Origin of the sequence: Dyella tabacisoli (assembly GCF_003350925.1) — a bacterium.
Taxonomy (GTDB): Bacteria; Pseudomonadota; Gammaproteobacteria; order Xanthomonadales; family Rhodanobacteraceae; genus Dyella_C; species Dyella_C tabacisoli.
Map to the genome: position 1 here is coordinate 764589 of NZ_KZ857173.1, position 15899 is coordinate 780487.

14 protein-coding genes are annotated in these 15899 nt (G+C 61.4%); 8 read left to right on the top strand and 6 right to left on the bottom strand.

Annotation, left to right across the window (positions count from 1 at the left end; translation table 11 throughout):
* The first annotated feature begins 30 nt into the window (after positions 1-30).
* Both mfd and DVJ77_RS03200 read left to right on the top strand, forming a co-directional pair.
* The gene (mfd, locus tag DVJ77_RS03195; protein WP_114843984.1) at positions 31-3510 is read left to right on the top strand and encodes a transcription-repair coupling factor; all 3480 of its coding nucleotides are present in this window, start codon (positions 31-33) and stop codon (positions 3508-3510) included.
* A 253-nt stretch (positions 3511-3763) separates the two neighbouring features.
* Positions 3764-4213 carry a DUF6491 family protein gene (locus DVJ77_RS03200; protein ID WP_114843985.1) on the top strand — a complete coding sequence of 150 codons (450 nt, stop codon included), beginning with the start codon at positions 3764-3766 and terminating at the stop codon, positions 4211-4213.
* A gap of 108 nt (positions 4214-4321) precedes the next feature.
* Here DVJ77_RS03200 and DVJ77_RS03205 read toward each other — a convergent pair whose 3' ends face one another.
* The 4 genes from DVJ77_RS03205 to DVJ77_RS03220 form a co-directional block, all read right to left on the bottom strand.
* The gene (locus DVJ77_RS03205; protein ID WP_114843986.1) at positions 4322-4750 is read right to left on the bottom strand and encodes a hypothetical protein; all 429 of its coding nucleotides are present in this window, start codon (positions 4748-4750) and stop codon (positions 4322-4324) included.
* A 25-nt stretch (positions 4751-4775) separates the two neighbouring features.
* Complete coding sequence (locus DVJ77_RS03210) at positions 4776-5111, bottom strand: hypothetical protein (protein ID WP_162791352.1); 336 nt, start codon at positions 5109-5111, stop codon at positions 4776-4778.
* Positions 5112-5252: 141 nt separating this feature from the next.
* Positions 5253-7448: a bifunctional 23S rRNA (guanine(2069)-N(7))-methyltransferase RlmK/23S rRNA (guanine(2445)-N(2))-methyltransferase RlmL gene (gene rlmKL, locus DVJ77_RS03215; RefSeq protein ID WP_114843988.1), complete on the bottom strand. Its 2196-nt coding sequence runs from the start codon at positions 7446-7448 to the stop codon at positions 5253-5255.
* Positions 7445-7987: an alpha/beta family hydrolase gene (locus tag DVJ77_RS03220; RefSeq protein ID WP_114843989.1), complete on the bottom strand. Its 543-nt coding sequence runs from the start codon at positions 7985-7987 to the stop codon at positions 7445-7447. Before DVJ77_RS03220 ends, rlmKL begins: the two co-directional genes overlap by 4 nt.
* A gap of 64 nt (positions 7988-8051) precedes the next feature.
* Here DVJ77_RS03220 and DVJ77_RS03225 point away from each other — a divergent pair, with 64 nt between their 5' ends.
* The 4 genes from DVJ77_RS03225 to DVJ77_RS03240 all read left to right on the top strand — a co-directional run bounded on the left by DVJ77_RS03225 (position 8052) and on the right by DVJ77_RS03240 (position 10797).
* Positions 8052-8633: an N-acetylmuramoyl-L-alanine amidase gene (locus tag DVJ77_RS03225; RefSeq protein WP_114843990.1), complete on the top strand. Its 582-nt coding sequence runs from the start codon at positions 8052-8054 to the stop codon at positions 8631-8633.
* A gap of 57 nt (positions 8634-8690) precedes the next feature.
* On the top strand, positions 8691-9563 hold the full coding sequence (tesB, locus tag DVJ77_RS03230) for an acyl-CoA thioesterase II (protein WP_114843991.1): 873 nt from the start codon (positions 8691-8693) through the stop codon (positions 9561-9563).
* 9 nt (positions 9564-9572) lie between these two features.
* Positions 9573-9968, top strand: coding sequence for a hypothetical protein (locus DVJ77_RS03235; RefSeq protein WP_114843992.1), 396 nt, complete (start codon positions 9573-9575; stop codon positions 9966-9968).
* Positions 9969-10092: 124 nt separating this feature from the next.
* Positions 10093-10797 carry an arginyltransferase gene (locus DVJ77_RS03240; protein WP_114843993.1) on the top strand — a complete coding sequence of 235 codons (705 nt, stop codon included), beginning with the start codon at positions 10093-10095 and terminating at the stop codon, positions 10795-10797.
* A gap of 13 nt (positions 10798-10810) precedes the next feature.
* Here the strand turns inward: DVJ77_RS03240 and DVJ77_RS03245 are convergent, their stop codons facing one another.
* Positions 10811-12328 carry an FMN-binding glutamate synthase family protein gene (locus DVJ77_RS03245; protein WP_114843994.1) on the bottom strand — a complete coding sequence of 506 codons (1518 nt, stop codon included), beginning with the start codon at positions 12326-12328 and terminating at the stop codon, positions 10811-10813.
* 97 nt (positions 12329-12425) lie between these two features.
* Positions 12426-13622: a formate-dependent phosphoribosylglycinamide formyltransferase gene (purT, locus tag DVJ77_RS03250; protein ID WP_114843995.1), complete on the bottom strand. Its 1197-nt coding sequence runs from the start codon at positions 13620-13622 to the stop codon at positions 12426-12428.
* A gap of 143 nt (positions 13623-13765) precedes the next feature.
* Here purT and DVJ77_RS03255 point away from each other — a divergent pair, with 143 nt between their 5' ends.
* The gene (locus DVJ77_RS03255; RefSeq protein WP_114843996.1) at positions 13766-15280 is read left to right on the top strand and encodes a transglutaminase-like domain-containing protein; all 1515 of its coding nucleotides are present in this window, start codon (positions 13766-13768) and stop codon (positions 15278-15280) included.
* 104 nt (positions 15281-15384) lie between these two features.
* On the top strand, positions 15385-15849 hold the full coding sequence (locus tag DVJ77_RS03260) for a DUF1203 domain-containing protein (RefSeq protein ID WP_114843997.1): 465 nt from the start codon (positions 15385-15387) through the stop codon (positions 15847-15849).
* Positions 15850-15899: the final 50 nt, after the last annotated feature.

Genomic DNA, 15899 nt, shown 5'->3' on the forward strand with positions numbered 1-15899 from the left:
TGAAACTGCGCCCCCGAGCGCAGCGTTCACATGTCTAGCCCGAGCTTATCAAGCGTGATTCCGCATCCCCCGCTACCCACAACCCCCAAGCAGCGACGCTATTGGACACCACCGCACGGCTCCGCACGTGCCTTGCTGGTAGCGGAAACGGCACGTTCGCACGAGGGCCTACTGGTCGCAGTAACTCGCGACACACAACGCGCGCATGCACTAGAAGAAGAACTGCGGATCTTCGCCGGCGGCTTGCCGGTATTGCATTTCCCCGACTGGGAAACCCTGCCTTACGACGTTTTCAGTCCACATCCGGAAATCGTCTCGCAACGCATCGCCACGCTGTATCAACTGCCGGCCACCCAACGCGGCGTCCTGGTGGTGCCGATCGCCACACTGATGCAGCGCATCTCGCCACGCAGCCATATCACTGGCGCGGGCCTGATGCTGAAGAAGGGCCAGAAGCTCGATCTGGCTAACGAGCAGCGCCGTTTGGAGGCGGTGGGCTATCGCAACGTGCCGCAAGTAGCCGAACCTGGCGACTTCGCCGTGCGCGGTGCGCTGATCGATATTTTCCCGATGGGCGCGGCCGAGCCTTATCGCATCGAGCTGTTCGACGACGAAGTGGAATCGATCCGCAGCTTCGACCCGGAGACGCAACGCTCACAACAGCAGGTGGAGCGGATTGAGCTGCTGCCTGCGCGCGAGTTCCCGCTCACCGACGAAGCCACCAAGGATTTCCGCGGCAAACTGCGCGAGCGCTTTCCGATCGACATCCGCCGTTGTCCGCTCTATCAAGACATCAAAGAAGGCGTCACACCCGGCGGTATCGAGTACTACCTGCCGCTGTTCTTCCAGCAAACGGCTACGCTGTTCGACTACCTCGCAGACAGCGCGGTGTTCCTGCTCGGCGAAGGTACGCTGGAAGCCGCCGAACAATTCTGGACTCAAACCGGCGAGCGCTACGACCAACGCGCTCACGACATCGAGCGCCCGGTGCTGCCGCCGGCAGAGTTGTATCTGCCGCCCGAACAACTGCGCGAGCAACTCAATAAGCGCATGCGCGTGGAGCTGGTCGGCAGTAGCCACGAACATGCACAAAACATCGGCACCCAACCGGCGCCGGAGCTGCCGCTCAACCGCAAAGGCGAAGAACCGGGCACCTCGCTGCGACACTTTCTCGCCAGCTATCCGGGGCGGGTGCTGATTGCCGCCGATTCGGCCGGTCGCCGCGAGGCTTTGATCGAGCAACTGGCCGGCGCCGGACTCAAACCCGACACGGTGGAAAGCTGGCCTGCCTTTATCCACCCTGTATCTGCGAAGGCCGAGCCGCGTTTCGCCATCACCGTTGCCGCGCTGGAGCAAGGCTTTGCGCTAACCAAGCCGGCGCTTACCGTGCTTACCGAGCGCGAGCTATATGGCGAGCGCGTGCGCACCGAACGCAAGCGCAGGCGGGGGGCCACGCGCGATCCCGAAACGATTATCCGCGACCTCACCGAGCTGACGATAGGCGCGCCGATCGTTCACGTCGACCATGGCGTAGGCCGCTATCAAGGCCTGATATCGATGGATGTCGGCGGCATGGCCGGCGAATTTCTCACCATCGAATATGCCAAGGGCGACAAGCTCTATGTGCCGGTGGCGCAACTCGGCCTGGTCAGCCGCTATAGCGGCACCGCGCCCGAACTCGCTCCACTGCACTCGCTGGGCGGCGACGCCTGGGAACGCGCGCGTAAACGCGCCGCCGAAAAAGTGCGCGACGTCGCCGCCGAATTGCTGGCGATCTACGCCCAGCGCGAAGCGCGCGGCGGTGAATCATTACCGATCGATCGCCAACTGATAGAAGCATTCGGGGCAAGCTTTCCATTTGAAGAAACCCCGGATCAGGAACAGGCGATCGATGCCGTACTGAACGATCTCGCCGCGCCGCGCGCCATGGATCGCGTCATCTGCGGCGACGTCGGCTTTGGCAAGACCGAGGTAGCGCTGCGCGCCGCCTTCGCCGCCGCCACGGCCGGTAAACAAGTCGCCGTACTGGTGCCGACCACCCTGCTGGCCCAGCAGCACTACCGCAACTTCGCCGATCGCTTCGCCGACTGGCCGGTACGCGTCGACGTGCTCTCGCGCTTCAAATCGAGCAAGGAAGTCAACGAGGCATTGAAACGCCTTGCAGATGGCCAGATCGACGTCATCATCGGCACCCATAAACTGTTGCAGCCAGATATCAAGTTCAAGAATCTGGGCTTGGTCGTCGTCGACGAAGAACAGCGCTTTGGCGTGCGCCAGAAGGAGCAACTGAAAAAGCTGCGTGCCGAAGTCGACCTGCTCACCATGACCGCAACGCCGATTCCGCGCACCTTGAACATGGCAATGAGCGGCCTGCGTGATCTGTCGCTGATCGCCACGCCGCCGGCCCATCGCATGGCCGTGCGTACTTTCATTTCGGCGTGGGAGCCGGCGCTGATTCGTGAGGCTTTCCAGCGCGAGCTGCAACGCGGCGGCCAGGTCTATTTCCTGCACAACGAAGTGGAAAGCATCGAACGTACCGCACGCGAGGTGCAGGAGCTGATTCCCGAGTCGCGCATCGGCATTGCCCACGGCCAGATGCCCGAGCGCGAACTGGAACAAGTCATGGCGGATTTCCATCGCCAGCGCTTCAACGTGCTGGTGTGCACCACCATCATTGAAACCGGCATCGACATCCCTACCGCCAATACCATCGTCATCAACCGCGCCGATCGCTTCGGCCTGGCCCAGCTACATCAATTGCGTGGCCGCGTCGGCCGCTCGCATCACCGCGCCTACGCCTATCTGGTCGTGCCGGATCGCAAAAACATCACCGCCGATGCGGAGAAGCGCCTGGAGGCGATTGCCTCGCTGGAAGAACTCGGCGCCGGCTTTACCCTGGCCACCCACGATCTGGAAATTCGCGGCGCCGGCGAGCTGCTTGGCGACGAACAATCGGGCCAGATTCAAGAGATCGGCTTCGGTCTGTACACCGAACTATTGGAACGCGCCGTGCGCGCACTGAAATCAGGCAAGGTGCCCGATTTCGACCTGAGCAGCGAACACGAGACCGAGGTCGAGCTGCACCTGCCTGCGCTGATCCCGGACGATTACCTGCCCGACGTGCACGCCCGCCTGACCCTCTACAAACGTATCGCCAGCGCCCGCAGCGAAGATTCGCTACGCGAACTGCAAGTGGAAATGATCGACCGCTTCGGCCTGTTGCCCGACCCCGCCAAGCAGTTGTTCGCCGTAGCCAGCATCAAACTGATGGCGACCCCACTGGGCATCCGCAAACTCGACTTCGGCCCCAACGGCGGCCGCATCCTGTTCCGCGACAAACCCGAGGTCGATCCGATGGCGATCATCCGTCTGATTCAAAGCCTGCCGCGTGTATACAAGCTCGATGGGCAAGACAAGCTCAAGGTCACGCTGGACCTTCCAGGCGCGACCGAACGCATTCGCAGCGCACAGGAAGTTCTGGTGTTGTTGGGCGCACGCCGCGCCGCATAACTGGGCCGCATAACTGGCCATACCTCGAAACATCGGTCCTGACCGGGGAGCTGCCGCAAGCGCGCTCCCATGTCGGTTGGGCATCGAGTCAGGGCCGACTTCCGTTCATATTCCGTGATGGGTCAATGGCGGATGCTTAGCACTGGCAAGCACGCTTGAGCGCCACCGGCCCTGTCTTAAGCATCGAAGGCTTCAGGTCAACAAGCGCGGCTTTGAGCCTGCCTATGGACTCCATCCGATCGATGAGGCGCTTATGAAAACCATGACCCCCACTTTGCTGGTTCTCGCACTGGCCGTCGGCGCCGGACAGGCTCTTGCCGTAGACACAACGCCGGCACACACGCCGCTACGCCCCGTCAGCGAATGTATACGCCCCGACCGGATCAACGCCTGGCATATCGTGGATAACCGCACGGCCGTCGTGGGCACAGGTCCGCAGTACTACAAAGTCACCTTGCAATCGGACTGCCCGCGCTTGGGTGTCGGCCCTGCCGGCCTGATCTTCCGTGCCAACGAGTCCAATGCCACCGTCGCTCAGAGCCAGATCTGCGGCGAGGTCGGCGAAACGGTGCATTCAAGAAATCAACCGCCTTGCGCTATCCAGTCGGTGAGCAAGATCGACAAAAGCACCTTTGACGAACTAAGCAAAAAAGCCAAGCGCCATGGCAGCGGCGCGGATCAGCCGACCACCATGAAACCCTGACGCTGGCTCGATCAGATAGGTGCTGCCTGATGGATGCACCCCACAAACAAAAAGCCCGGCGATATGCCGGGCTTTTTGTTTCATTCCTGACATTCCTGAAATGTCAGATCAGTCACCGTAACCGTCGTCGCGGACGTAGCGCGTATCGTCGCGGATATAACGAGTCTGGTAGGTGTCTTCGTAAACCACACGCCGCGTCACGACCGGATCGTTCTCATAGATAACGCGCGTTGGCTGGCTATAGACCACAGCGGGTTGGTCGTAATACACCGGGGCCGGACGTAGCGCGTCGACAACGACGCCAGCGACGAGACCCGTTACGATCGCGCCGGCGATCCAACGCCCGCCACTCCAATGACCGCCACCATGACCATAGCCGCCGCGGTAATAACCATGGCCGTAGCCACCGCCGTGATACCCGCGGTCACCCCAGCCACCACGATCACCCCAGCCATGCGCCGATGCCGCCATGGGCAGGGCCATTGAAAGGGTTGCCACTAAAGCGACCGCGAAAATACTGAGGCGCTTAATCATCATAAATTCTCTCCGTTAAACGCAGCGATCAATCGTCGTCATCACCGCGATAACGACGGTGGCGGTAACCATCGCGATAGATAACGCGATCTTCATATACACGGCGCACATAGACCGGACGTTCAACCACGACGGGGTCATCGTAATAAACCACGCGCGGTGCCGGACGGTAGTAGACCGGCCCTGGGTAGTAGACCGGTCTTGCGTAACCATACCCGCCCCAGCCGCCGCCATAGTAAGCCGGCCCACCGATGCCGATGCCTACGCTGATGTGAGTGCGCGCAAAGGCAGGTGCGGCGACAGCGCAGCCGAACAAGACCACGCTAGCGAAAACGACACGCTTGACGGTGGAAAGCTTCGACATGTTCATGATTCTCAAGATCTCCAAGGGGGCGGCTAGATGCCGATAGCCGGCCGGTTCGATCCGGGCCGGTTATCGTTCTTGCCGGGGTCCATGCTCGGCCTGGAGCGCTGAATCCGCACTGAGTGAAAGCGGACTGTTAGGTCAGCGTTTAACCTTGTTGCGCACATGCTGAACCGTGTCGCTCCACGGCGACTCTTGCGGCCGCAGGCGCAGCAGCCAACAGCCGTGGATATTGTCGCGGCGGGCGAAGTCGAACGGGATGCTTGGGGTGCTCCAGTCTTCGATTAGGAAGCGTTCATCCAGCGCCGCCTGGTCGAGCTTGAAACGGCGGAAATTATTGGAGAACACGATGATGCCGTCACTGCTCAAGCGGTCCGCGCAGGCATTCAACAATTTCGCATGATCGCGCTGTACGTCGAAATCATCGGCACGCTTGGAGTTGGAGAACGTCGGCGGATCGACATAGATCAGCCCGTAGCGGTCACGATCGCGCTGTAAAAACTCCATCGCATCGGCCTGCATCAGCCGGTGTCTGGTTCCCGTGAATCCATTCAAGGCGAGATTGCGCGAGGCCCAATCCAGATAGGTGGCCGACAGATCCACGCTGGTGGTGTCTTTCGCGCCACCAGCAGCGGCGTACACGCTGGCGGTGGCGGTGTAGGCAAACATGTTCAGGAAGCGCCGCCCTGCCGCCAGCTCGCGCAGCTTGGCGCGGACCAGGCGGTGATCGAGGAACAGGCCGGTGTCCAGGTAGTCGGTGAGATTGGCCAGGAACTGCAGGTTGCCCTCGGCCACCTCGACAAACTCGCCGCGCTGGTCGAACTGGCCGTATTTGGAGCCCCCTTTGCCGCGCTCGCGCGTTTTCAACGCAATGCGATCACGCGACACGTCGAACACTTCACCGGCCACCCGCACGATCTCGCGCAAGCGCTGCCGGGTGGTCTCCACGGGGATTTCAGCCGGTGCGCGGTATTCCTGCACATGTAGCCAGGTTGCACCGGTTTCATTAGCGTAAACATCGATGGCCGCGGCGTATTCCGGCAAATCCTGATCGTAGGCGCGCCAGCAATGGATACCCTCGCGCTCCAGCCGTTTGCGCAGATGCTTGAGATTTTTCTCAAGCCGGTTCTTCAGCATTTGCGCGCCGTCTGACAGCGGCTTTGATTCGCGTGGCATGGCGTCGCGCGGATGCAGCTCAAAGATAAGCAGCACGGTTTCCAACGCACCGTTGTAGAGCGCATAGCGCTTCTCGGCACGCAGCGGCATCGCACGCCCCAGCTCGGCGTCACCGGCCAATACCGCCGCACGCCAACCGCTGAAGCGCGCGCGCAGCGCTTCACCAAGGGCGCGATACAGCCCTGGCATATCGACCCGCTCGCCCAGGCGCTCACCGTAAGGCGGATTGGTGATGACCAGACCGCGCTCGACGCTAGGCGGTGGCCCGACGTGCAAAGCATCGTGTTTGTCCAGGGTAAAGAAGCCGGAGACCTCTGCTTCTTGCGCATTGCGCTTGGCCGTCTGCACCATGCGCGGGTCGGCATCGCTGCCGAAGAAGCAGCTCCGCAAAGCACGCAGGCCAGTCTCCGCACGCTGACGCGCCTCATCCAACAGGCTGCGCCATACGGCAATATCGTGCTGGTGCCAGCCGAGAAAACCGAAATATTCGCGACGCAAGCCCGGCGCCACGTCGGCAACCATCAAGGCGCCTTCGATCAGCAGGGTACCCGAGCCGCACATCGGATCGAGCAAGGCACCGCCTTGCGCATAGATTTCCGGCCAACCGGCGCGCAACAACATGGCGGCGGCCAGGTTTTCCTTTAGCGGCGCCTCGCCTTGCACTTCACGCCAGCCACGGCGATGCAGCGGCGTGCCGGCCAGATCCAGCGACAAGGTGGCGCGATCGCGACGCAGGCGCAGGTTGATGCGTACATCAGGCTCATCGGTATCGACACCCGGCCGCGAGCCGTCGCGCTGGCGGAACTGGTCGACAATGGAATCCTTTACCCGCTGCGCAATGTACTGGCTATGCGTCAGCTTGCTTAGTGCGGTGCCGGCATCCACCGCCAGGGTGGCGTGCGACGCGAGGTGCTGCGACCAATCGATCGCCTGCACGCCGGCATATAGCGCATCGTCGGTAGCGGCCTCGAATTCGGCCAACGGCAACAGAATGCGGCTGGCCAGGCGCGACCACAGGCAAGCGCGATAAGCGGTTTCCAGCGTGCCGGAGAAATGCACGCCGGCCAACGACTCACGCACTTCGGTGGCACCGATAGCGACCAGTTCGTCACGCAGCAGGTATTCCATGCCCTTGGGGCAGGTGGCGAAATAGGCATTCACTGCACGGTTGCCTGTGGGTGGTTGGTCACGATGTCCATAAACAAACGGAAGTGTTGCGCGATCGCATCCATGCTCGCGCCAAGCCGATGGTCGTCTTCGAGCACCAGCAGAGGCAGCAGCCGCTTGTCGGCAAATGCCTGGATCTCGTCGACCGGGCAGATCTCGTCGTGCTGGCCGTGGATCAACAGGGTCGGCAGCTCATCGCGCAAATCGAAGACGTCGGCGTAGCCGGGAATATGCCCCGGAGTAGCCAGTAGAAATAGCCCGGCTACCGGTGTCTGCAGCGAGGCAAGCCCGGAGACGAAAGCCCCCATGCTCGACCCCACCAAGACGGGAGGCGCCTTCAAGGTCGCGATATGCGCCCGCAAGCGAGCGATTCGCGGCGCCACCGAGCCGGCATGCCCGCGCTTGTCGTCCTCGCGATAGTCGGGTCGCGTCGCCGACCAGCCCATGGCCTCGGCCAGCTCGGCCAATGCACTGACTTTGGTGGCACCCGGACCAGAATCTGATCCGTGTGAAAGAATGACATGGCCGTGCATCGCGATCTCCAAAGCATTACAGCAAGCTGCGTATGATAGCCGGCGCCATGCGAGACCGACCGACATGCCCGTATTAACCATCCACGACCAGCCCCTGCCCTATGCCGCACAACTGCCGGAGCGCCCGGCCGGCGCGGTGGAACTGGTGGTAATTCACTGCACCGAGCTGCCTGACCTGGCTACCGCCCGCATTTATGGCGAAAAGGCCTGGTACGACAGCGGTGTCGGCCATAGCGGGCATTACTACATCGACCGCGACGGCGCCGTGTACCGCTATGTTCCCGGTACTCGGGTGGCCAACCACGTGCGCGGCCATAACGCGAACTCGATCGGTATCGAGCTGGTCAATCTGGGCCGCTATCCGCACTGGTGGGATTCAGGCCAACAGACCATGACCGAGCCGTATACGCCGGCACAAATCGCCGCTTTGCGCGCCTTGCTGGCTCAATTGCGGCATGACTTTCCCAAGCTGCGCTATATCGCCGGCCATGAGGATCTGGACACTGTCCGGATGCCGGCCAGCGACGACCCGACCCGCGAAGTAGCGCGCAAGCTCGATCCGGGCCCGCTGTTTCCATGGACCGAGGTACTTGCAGGCAGCGGCCTGGAGCGGATCGATAGCCCCCGCGCATTGACACATCCCTAACACCCCCTTGCGCGCCGCTATACTCGCGCCCTCGTTATTGCCGCAAGGGTTAGGCACATGAAGGAAGCGCACGTCGGCGAACTGGTCGATCTGCTGGACCTGGAGCGGCTGGAAGACAACCTGTTCCGCGGCCAGAGTCGCGACATCGGCACCCACTTCGTGTTCGGCGGCCAGGTATTGGGACAGGCCTTGTCAGCCGCGCAGCAGACGGTCGATTCAACCCGTGAAGCGCATTCGCTGCATGCTTATTTCCTGCGTGCGGGCGATATCAACGCACCGATTGTCTACAACGTCGAACGCACTCGCGATGGCGGCACGTTCTCTTCGCGGCGGGTGGTGGCCATCCAGCATGGCCAGCCGATTCTCAATGGCTCGATCTCTTTTCAGGTCCCGGAGCAAGGCTTCGAGCATCAATCGTCGATGCCGGAAGTACCGATGCCGGAAGATCTTGAGCCGATGCCGCCGCTATCGCCCGAGCAACTGGCTCAGTTACCGACGAAGATCCAGCGCTGGCTTGGCGTGGATACTCCGATCGAATTTCGCCATGTCTGGCCGCAAGACCGTTTACACCCGACCAAGCGGCCGCCGATTCAGCACGTCTGGTTTCGCGTCACCGCGCGGATCAGCGATTCGCCCGCCCTGCACCGTTCGATGCTGGCCTACGCCTCGGATTTCAATCTGATTGGCACCGCCACCTTGCCGCACGGTATTTCGTACTACACCGACCGCGTGCAGATGGCCAGCCTGGATCACGCGCTATGGTTTCACCGCCCGTTTCGGGTGGACGAATGGCTGCTGTACTCGTTCGACAGTCCGACCGCTCAAGGCGCGCGCGGTCTGGCGCGGGGTCAAATCTTCAGCCGGGACGGTCGACTGGTCGCCTCAACGGTGCAGGAAGGGCTCATCCGTTTGCGCCCGGACTCACAGTAAACTCTCGCGATGCGCCAGCTTTATACCTCCCCCCGTATGGAAAACATCGACCGCGTGGTCGCCTTGCTCAACGAGCACCACATTGAGAGTTCGGTGACCAATCGTTCCAACTGGAACAAGCCTAGCTACGAGCGCTTCAGCTACACGCAGAAGCGCGAAAACCGCGATAACTGGCCGCAGGTTTGGGTTACCCACGCGGACGACTACACCAAGGCCCGCAGCCTGCTGCGCGAGATCGGGATCGAGCCGGTGATCCGCCATGCCGAGGAGCTGGCTGCGGCGCGCAATCCAACGTCACCGGAGGTGCGCAGGCAAAGCACCGCGGTACGGGCACGCCGCATCGTGCTATTGGCCCTTGCCGGGGCATCGGTCGTGCTGATGCTGCGCTATATGGGCTACATCTAAGGAAAATCAGCTAAGGAAGATCGGCGAGGAAAGATCGGCCAAGGACGACCGGCTAGCGATAGATCGGCCAGAAACAAACTCTTAGTACTCCCACGACGCATCAAAGCGGACATAGAATCGGCGCATGCGCTCCGATCATGTTCGACTGTTTCAAACCTTGCCACACGCCTGCGGCTATTTTGCCGAGCGAACAGCACAGAATCTGGTGATCGATCCGGCCTCGCCACAACTGGATCAGCTATACGGTGCGGCGCTGGAGCGCGGTTTTCGTCGGGCCGGCGGGCATTTGTACTTTCCGCACTGCGCTAGCTGCCATGCCTGCACACCTTGCCGGATCGACATAGCGCAGTTTGCGCCCGACCGTTCGCAGCGGCGCTGCATGAAACGTAATGCCGATCTGCAAGTGATCGAGTCGATGGCCGGCTATAGCACCGAGCGCTATGACTTGTACGAGCGTTATCTGCGCCACCGCCACCCTGGCGGCGGCATGGACGAGGCCGATGCCAGCGACTTTCGGCGCTTTCTCACCGCGCCCTGGAGCCCCACGTTGTTTCTGGAGTTTCGTCTCGGCCCCCGCCTGCTCGGCGTGGCCGTTACCGATGTCTGTCTGAACGGCCTATCGGCGGTGTACACCTTCTTCGACCCCGAAGAACACGCGCGCAGCCTTGGCACGTACGCCATCCTGCAGCAAGTTGAGCTGGCCCGCCGACGTGGCCTGCCATGGATTTATCTCGGCTTTTGGATCAAAGGCCATCCAAAGATGGACTACAAGCGGCGCTTTCGTCCGCTGCAAATCCGCACCAGCGAGGGCTGGGCGGATTTGCCGTAGAGCGCCGGCTGCTTCAGTCCGCCGAAGCCTGCGGTGCCTGGGGGTAAGGGAACAATTTCACCAACGGCACCGAAATACCGTCGTCGCCCACCACCCGACAGTGATTGCGGGTGAGTTCGCGTGGCTCATCGACACCGCAGCTATGCGCGATGATGCCGACTTCATGCATCAAATTTTTCGCGTAATGGAAGACGCGTTCGCTCTTGTCGGTGACGACCAGGCCACGCTGCAGTTTTGGATTCTGCGTGGTGATGCCGGTAGGACAGGTATTGCGATTGCACTGTAGGGATTGGATGCAACCGAGCGCGAGCATAAAGCCGCGCGCCGAGTTGACGAAGTCGGCACCTACCGACAACGCCCAGGCCACGTCGTAAGCGGTAATGCATTTGCCCGAGCAAACCACCTTGATGCGCTCGCGCAGGCCTTTGCTGATAAGCATGTCGACCAGTGCCGGCAGCGATTCGTGCAACGGCAGGCCGACGCCTTCCATCAAGGTTTGCGGCGCCGCGCCGGTGCCGCCCTCGGAACCGTCGACGATGATGAAGTCCGGTGCGCTTTCGATGCCGCGCTTATGTACCTCATCGCACAGCTCGCCGATCCATTCCAGGCCGCCCATCACCGCCTTGAAACCCGTGGGTTTGCCGGTGAGTTCGCGAATATGCCGCACCGCGTCGAGCAACTCGTGGATATTGCCGATGTCCAGATGGCGGTTAGGGCTTTGCGAATCTTTCCCTACCGGGATACCGCGAATCGCCGCGATCTCCGGCGTCACTTTGGCTGCCGGCAATAAACCGCCCATGCCTGGCTTGGCACCCTGCCCCAGCTTGATGCTGACCATTTTCACTTGCTTGTGCGCACAGATCGCCAGCAGCTTTTCATCGTCGAGCTTGCCGTCAGGGGTGCGTACACCGTATTTGGCCGTGCCGATCTCGAAGATGATATCGCAGCCGCCTTCCAGGTGATAAGGCGCCAAACCACCTTCGCCGGTATCCATCCAGATACCGGCCTTGGCCGCGCCTGAAGACAGCGCCCGCACGGCCGGCGCCGACAAGGCGCCGAAACTCATCGCCGAGATATTGAAGAAGGCCGCATGACTATAGGGCTCGCGCGCATATGGGCCGATAGTTACTGGACGTGGCTCGACGTGATGCTCATCCAGTGTGGGAAACGGCGCGTTGACGAAAAACGGCACACCCTCGCCACGCAGATCGCGACTGGAGCCGAACGCATTGGTGTTGTCCACATTTTTCGCGGCGCGATAAACCCAGGTGCGCTGTGCGCGGTTGAACGGCATTTCCTCGCGGTCGCTGGAATACAGGTATTGCCGGAAGAATTCGCCCAGGTGCAAAAACCAGTAGCGAAAGTGGCCAATGACCGGAAAGTTGCGCAATACCGAGTTAGCGGTCTGATTGCGGTCTACCAGCCATACCGTCAGCACGACCATCACCAACACCGCCAGCAGCACCAAGAACAACGCTGCGAACGTCTCCACTATGACGACTAGCCAATGCGCAAAACCCGTCGTTGACATGTGCTCTTTTCTCCGTGCCTGCGGTGCGGCGTGCCGCACCATGGGTAGGTGTTTCTAATCCGATTGCCGGCATGCTCGCATAACCGGCGCCGATCGCTTACAACTCGATACGTAATTTTTTCGCCGCGCGAATCGCCTTGGCCTTCGCCGCCTCGATGCTTTCGTCGCGTGCCAGCGTCACCGCCATGCGACGGCGGCCTTTTACCGCCGGTTTGCCGAAGATACGCAACTGCGTATCCGGCTCGGCCAAGGCCTCGGCGACATTGAAGTAACGCGGTGCCTCGCCATCGCCTTCCACCAGTACGGCACACGAGGCGGATGGCCCGAGCTGCCGGATGACCGGAATCGGCAGACCGAGAATCGCCCGCGCATGCAGGGAGAATTCGGACAATTCTTGTGAAACCAGGGTCACCAGGCCGGTGTCGTGCGGACGCGGGCTGACTTCGGAAAAGATCACCGCATCACCTTTGATGGGATCGGCCTTGACGAAGAACTCCACGCCAAACACACCCCAGCCGCCCAACGCCTCAGTAATCGCCGCCGCCTGTCGCTGTGCCTCGGCCAGTGCCGCATCGCTCATGGGTTGCGGCTGCCAGGATTCGCGGTAGTCGCCATCCTCCTGTCGATGACCGATCGGCGCGCAAAAACTCACGCCGCCATGGTGGCGCACCGTGAGCAGGGTGATCTCGTAATCGAAATCGACAAAGCCTTCGACAATAACCCGGCCTTTGCCGGCACGGCCGCCGGCCTGGGCATAATCCCAGGCGGCTGCTAGCTGATCTTCGCGGCGCACCACGCTCTGACCTTTGCCCGACGAGCTCATCACCGGCTTGATGACAAACGGCAAGCCCAGCACGGCGGCGGCCTGGCGATACTGCGCCTCGTCGTCACAAAAACGATAGGGCGAGGTCGGCAAGCCCAGCTCTTCGGCGGCCAGCCGGCGGATGCCTTCGCGGTCCATGGTGAGCCAGGCCGCGCGGGCGGTCGGAATCACCTTGAGGCCCTCTTTCTCCAATGCCATCAACGTCGGCGTGTGAATGGCCTCGATTTCCGGCACCACCAGATCAGGCCGCTCCTGCTCGATCAAGGCACGCAACGCGGCGCCGTCGAGCATGTCGATCACATGGCTGCGGTGAGCTACCTGCATGGCCGGCGCATGCGCGTAGCGATCGACCGCGATCACCTCCACGGCATAGCGCTGCAGCTCAATCGCCACCTCTTTGCCCAGCTCGCCAGAGCCAAGCAACAGCACCCGTAGGGCATGATCGGAATGGGGGGTGCCGAACGGCTTCATGGAGTTCTCCTGAAAGGACAGGCCGGCATTGTAAGCGGCCGGCAGCCATAGAGCCTGCTCAAGGCCTCCTACGCTGCACTGCGCATTGACGGCAGGCCCGGCGAGGCATCCACTGTGCATGTCCCGTCCCCGCGGATACGACCATGCGCAGCCTGATCGCCCTGCTTTTGCTGGTGCTTACGTTGTGCCCTGCCCCCTCGTTACGGGCTGCTGTGCCGACGGCCGAACCGGCCACTACTGAACTCACCTGGATGAGCGTGCGGCTCGGCGGCCGCAAGATCGGCCATCTGCAGATCGAGCATCGCCTCGAAAACAACACGGTGATGACCACCCAAACGCTATCGATCATGCTCAACCGCAATGGCAAGAGCATCCCCTTCACCAATGTCAGCCGTACCGTGGAAACGACCACCGGTGAAGCACTGTCGTTTTCGGCGCGCACCTCGATGTCGGCCATCGACAGCACGGTGAATGGCGAGCGCCAACCGGACGGTCGCTACAAAGTCACCACCACAGTAGGCGGCGCCAGCCATGAAACCATCATGGAATGGCCGCAAGGCGCCATGCTGACCGAAGGCCAGCGCTTGACCATGCTCGCGGCCAGCAGCCATACCGGCCAGCATTATCAATTGCTGATGTTCGACCCCTCAGGTTTGCAAGTCGTACCGGTGCAGATGGACGTGCTGGGCGATGAGCATGTCGACCTACCTGGCGGCACGGAAACCCTCAACCATCAACGACAGATACTGCAGCAGGCGCACGGCAACCAGATCATGGATCTGTGGCTCGATAAACGTGGACAAGCGCGCAAGGGAACGCTTTCCATGATCGGCCGGCAGTTGGATATGCTGGCCTGCGATGAAACCTGTGCGATGGCGCCGGTGCAAGATCTGGATATGTTTCGCGCAGCCATGGTCGAGTCGCCACGACCGCTTACGCCGAACCTGCGCGAATCCTTTCTGCGTTATCGCGTTCACATCAAAGGCAATGCCACGCAGCCGTTGATCGACACCGATGAACAGCACGTATTCAACATCGGTAATGGCGAATGGTTCGTAGACATCGGCGGCCCGAGATCCGGTGGTCAACCGCCGCCCGTCGAAGAAGACAAACTACCCAATGCCTGGCTGCAATCGGATGCACCGGCCGTTCGCAATCTGGCCGCACAAGCGGTAGGTGATGCCAGCAACGATCGCCAACGCATGCGTCGGCTGCGTATTTTCGTCAGCCGCTACATCACCCAACATGGCTTGGACATCGGCTATGCCTCCGCACTTGAAGTGGTTAGCAATCGCCAGGGCGACTGCACCGAATACGCGGTGCTATTGGCTGCCATGGCGCGCGCGCAAGGCATTCCGGCGCGGGTGGTTACCGGCATGGTCTACGCCGACCGCTACGCCAATACCTCGCGCGTATTTCTGCCGCATGCCTGGGTACAAGCCTGGGTGGAGGGTCGCTGGCAAAGCTACGACTCTGCCCTGCGCCGTTTCGACAGCACGCACATCGCACTGGACAGCGGCGACGGCGATCCTTGGCATTTCTTCAATGCCACCGATCTTTTCAGTGCGATGCGAATCGAAGAGGTCTTTCCCTATTGGGAGCAATCCGTTCCCGGACCTGCGCCGCCGCCCGGTGCGACCAGCGGGGGCGGACGCTGATGTCGAGAGCCGGCCAAAGATAGATCGACCCCGCACAAGAAACGGATAGTTTGGGCAACCCGGTGTCACCAGACTCATGGCTAATCTCAACATGGGAATTAGTCATGTCCTTTCGCATTACCGGGCTGCCGGCCGAACCATTCAACGAGCTGTTTTCCCTTAGCGACGCCGCCTTGGCCGAACGCCAGGCCATGCGCGTCATCGCCAATAAACCGCATGCATTCCCCTGCCGGATCAGTCTCACTGACGCCGAGCCAGGGCAATCGCTGATTCTGCTCAACTACGAACACCAACCCGCTGATTCACCGTTTCGTGCCAGCCATGCGATCTATATTCGCGAAGGCGAGCAACAGTACGACGAGATCGATCAGGTGCCCGAGCAACTGCAACGCCGCCTGCTTTCCGTGCGCGGCTTCGATGCGCAAGGCATGTTGCGCGATGCCGACGTCGTGGAAGGCAAAGCACTTGAACCGCTGATTGCGCGCCTGTTCGAAAACGCAAGCATCGACTACTTGCAAGTCCATATCGCCAGACCGGGTTGTTACGCCGCAAGGGTCGAGCGCGCCTGAACGCAGTAGCTGCCAGCGCTCGTCCCAAGAGCGACTTGAAGGCGGGATTC

Bases quoted from the DNA above. Each gene is read 5' to 3' on its own strand.
- DVJ77_RS03255 (WP_114843996.1), top strand. From the start codon at position 13,766: ATGCGCAGCCTGATCGCCCTGCTTTTGCTGGTGCTTACGTTGTGCCCT.
- DVJ77_RS03225 (WP_114843990.1), top strand. From the start codon at position 8,052: ATGCCCGTATTAACCATCCACGACCAGCCCCTGCCCTATGCCGCACAA.
- purT (WP_114843995.1), bottom strand. From the start codon at position 13,622: ATGAAGCCGTTCGGCACCCCCCATTCCGATCATGCCCTACGGGTGCTG.
- tesB (WP_114843991.1), top strand. From the start codon at position 8,691: ATGAAGGAAGCGCACGTCGGCGAACTGGTCGATCTGCTGGACCTGGAG.
- mfd (WP_114843984.1), top strand. From the start codon at position 31: ATGTCTAGCCCGAGCTTATCAAGCGTGATTCCGCATCCCCCGCTACCC.
- DVJ77_RS03200 (WP_114843985.1), top strand. From the start codon at position 3,764: ATGAAAACCATGACCCCCACTTTGCTGGTTCTCGCACTGGCCGTCGGC.
- DVJ77_RS03240 (WP_114843993.1), top strand. From the start codon at position 10,093: ATGCGCTCCGATCATGTTCGACTGTTTCAAACCTTGCCACACGCCTGC.
- DVJ77_RS03235 (WP_114843992.1), top strand. From the start codon at position 9,573: ATGCGCCAGCTTTATACCTCCCCCCGTATGGAAAACATCGACCGCGTG.
- DVJ77_RS03245 (WP_114843994.1), bottom strand. From the start codon at position 12,328: ATGTCAACGACGGGTTTTGCGCATTGGCTAGTCGTCATAGTGGAGACG.
- DVJ77_RS03260 (WP_114843997.1), top strand. From the start codon at position 15,385: ATGTCCTTTCGCATTACCGGGCTGCCGGCCGAACCATTCAACGAGCTG.
- DVJ77_RS03205 (WP_114843986.1), bottom strand. From the start codon at position 4,750: ATGATGATTAAGCGCCTCAGTATTTTCGCGGTCGCTTTAGTGGCAACC.
- DVJ77_RS03210 (WP_162791352.1), bottom strand. From the start codon at position 5,111: ATGTCGAAGCTTTCCACCGTCAAGCGTGTCGTTTTCGCTAGCGTGGTC.
- DVJ77_RS03220 (WP_114843989.1), bottom strand. From the start codon at position 7,987: ATGCACGGCCATGTCATTCTTTCACACGGATCAGATTCTGGTCCGGGT.